The sequence below is a fragment of the Mycobacterium sp. genome (assembly GCF_032162605.1).
Taxonomy (GTDB): Bacteria; Actinomycetota; Actinomycetes; order Mycobacteriales; family Mycobacteriaceae; genus Mycobacterium.
Genome location: NZ_JAVROT010000379.1, coordinates 1 through 2681, shown reverse-complemented (window position 1 = coordinate 2681; position 2681 = coordinate 1). Strand labels below are relative to the sequence as shown.

Genomic DNA, 2681 nt, shown 5'->3' with positions numbered 1-2681 from the left:
TCGCGCCACGCCCGCAATGCTGGTCCAAGCTCACCAGATACGCTCAGCGGTGCAGAGTATGCCGGACCTGCTGCGCGTGCTAACGGTGGCACAGCGGCACCCGCACCGTCGCGTAATTCGGGGGTTGCTCCCGCGTGAAGGTTCCGGATTGGATCGCCGATATCCGTCAAGTAGCTCACTACCATCGCTGCGCCTTGCCCACGATGATCACCGCATTCGCAGAAGGTGTGGGCTGTTCGCAACGTTACCACCGGCCGGCTACCCGCGGGCTTCCGTCGGCAGCTGGTGACTCCGGCGAGGTTGACGTGACCTTCATCTGCGGCGTAGCGTTTGTCATACAGATCGGTCTAAATTCTGCGGGTCGACCGGCACTCGGGCCTACGAAGACAGGAGTCAGCCTCGTGACTACGCCAACCGTCGGAAGCCGAGGGCCAGTGACTCCGGAAACGCGGGATCCCGATCGCGACTACCCACAGATGGTGGGGGACCGAGGCCTCATCGAGCCCTCACCACGCCGGGTACGCGGCTACTTCGATGACGTACTCGTATTCGACACGACTCGCGCCCTTTACGTCTGGGAGATCGCCTACTACCCGCAGTATTACATTCCGGTGTCGGACGTTCGGATGGAGCGCTTGAAGGACGAGAACCACGCCCAGAAGCTGCAGTTCGGTTCCTCGCGGCTACATTCGTTGACCTCGCCTGAGCGCACACTGAAGTCTGCTGCCCGCGTGTACGATTCGGGTTCGGTCGCGGACAGCGTCCGATTTGAATGGGACGCGCTCGAGTGGTTCGAAGAGGATGAACCCATCATCGGTCATCCTCGCAACCCCTACATCCGCGTCGATTCGCTGCGGTCCCACCGCCACGTCAAGGTCGAGCTCGACGGCATCGTTCTAGCCGAAACCCACAGCCCAGTATTGCTTTTCGAGACAGGGCTGCCGACCCGTTTCTACATCGACCGTACCGACGTCGCATTCTCACACTTGGAGCCGAGCGATACCGAAACCGTATGCCCCTACAAGGGGATTACCTCGGGCTACTGGACAGTCCGGGTCGGCGAGGCTGCGTACCCCGATCTAGCCTGGACCTACGATTACCCGTTGCGCGAGGTCGCACCCATCGCCGGGATGATCGCGTTCTACAACGAAAAGCTCGACATCTTCGTCGATGGCACCCGATTGCCTCGGCCGCAAACCCACTTCGCCTAGGGCCAACTTTGCAGTGCGGCATCGATGAGCGCTTCGGCTACTGCCCGCGACGTGTTGACGGTTGAGGGTCGCCTGTCCAGCCAAGCCGAGATCCCTGCGCCGTCGAACAGCACGACAAGCTGCTCGGCGAGTTCCTCGGGATGCGGCACCTCGGCGGCGAAGGCCAGATCGAAGAACAGGTTCTGTAGCCAGTCCCGGTATTCGGTGACGATCTCCTCGACGACTTCGCCCGGTAACGCTTCGGCGCTCGCGGTCACCAAGGCACACCCGTGGAAACCCGGTTCGACGAACGACTGCCCTTGGATCTCGAAGACGCCCACCAGACGCTCTCGGGGTGTCTTGTACCGAGGGAGTTCTCGAGCAACCGCGTCCTGCAACCGGGTGTGGCGGGCCCGCAGGTATGTGCGGATGAGCTCGTCCGTACTTCCGAACACCTCGCGGAGCGTGTCGACGGGGACGCCGGCCTTCTCGATGACCCGGTCGATGTGCACCCGGTGCAGGCCCTCGTGATAGAAAAGCTCGTCCGCGGCGTCGAGAAGTCGTTGACGAACCGATGCGGGATCGTTGACGGAGTCGTCCATATCCGTGTCCCATCCGCCGCTTGGGGCGCCGCCATCGACGCGGCGACACTGCCAAGGGACAACCAGTGTTCGGCTAGAGGGTATTCCCGCTCCACCGTTGGTGGGGACGATCAGTGGAAGCCGTGATTCGGACACTCTTGGCGTCACTCGCACACGAAGTCGGCGATCACGGTGCCGATCTGGTCGGGCCAGCCGTTCATTCGACGATCGGAAGCTGCAGCCAAGACGCCGCGTCGCCTCCGGTGCGTACCGTGGTGCGGCCGCCGAAGATGGCGGCCGGCCGGTCGATAACGTCATTGTGTTGGTATGGCCCCGAACCCTGCAGCGGCACACAAAAATTGAGTAGGTGTCCCGGATTCACGGTACCGGGAAACTTCCAATCGGCGCCTTGGACGGTCAGCGCGACACGGTAGCCGCGGGGCCAACACGACGCAGGTCGGCCAGATCTCGATGTCCACCTGATGGGTCTGGCCGGGCGTGAGCGGTTGGATCTCATCGTGCGCGTGGTAAGGCCGGGATGGCGTGCTCAGCACGGGGCCAAGCTTGCGCTTCGACGCGCGCAGCCAGCCTTTGGACAACGCCGAGTACGAATCGAGGGCGCCCTGGAAGATCTTCTTGGTCCGCTGCGGCGTTGTCCCACGCCGCGGTCCAAGCATCGACGTCGGGGTCGCCGGTGCGCAGCGGCGCCGGTCAGCGATCGATCTGCCCGAGTTGACCGCTGGCCATGAGGCACAACATCACCGCGGACGACCAGGTGTAGTCGTTGGGGAAGTAATAGAACACAGCGACTCCTACCGGTCTACAGTTCGGCGGCCACGGCCCACACCGCGTGCAACGCCGATGGGTCTGTTTGGAAGGGGTTGAGCACCAGATCGGTCGCGCCTGCGGC

Annotated in this window: 3 protein-coding genes; 1 reads left to right on the top strand and 2 read right to left on the bottom strand. The window is 63.1% G+C overall.

Annotation, left to right across the window (positions count from 1 at the left end; translation table 11 throughout):
* The first annotated feature begins 476 nt into the window (after positions 1–476).
* Complete coding sequence (locus QOI01_RS21410) at positions 477–1211, top strand: DUF427 domain-containing protein (protein WP_526384476.1); 735 nt, start codon at positions 477–479, stop codon at positions 1209–1211.
* On the opposite strand, the gene QOI01_RS21405 is transcribed toward QOI01_RS21410, so the two are convergent.
* The gene (locus tag QOI01_RS21405) at positions 1208–1792 is read right to left on the bottom strand and encodes a TetR/AcrR family transcriptional regulator (protein ID WP_526384474.1); all 585 of its coding nucleotides are present in this window, start codon (positions 1790–1792) and stop codon (positions 1208–1210) included. The two genes, QOI01_RS21410 and QOI01_RS21405, sit on opposite strands and share 4 nt — an antisense overlap.
* 293 nt (positions 1793–2085) lie before the next feature.
* Entirely contained in the window at positions 2086–2448 is a 363-nt protein-coding gene (locus QOI01_RS21400) for a CocE/NonD family hydrolase C-terminal non-catalytic domain-containing protein (protein WP_526384472.1), read from the bottom strand.
* Positions 2449–2681 lie beyond the last annotated feature (233 nt).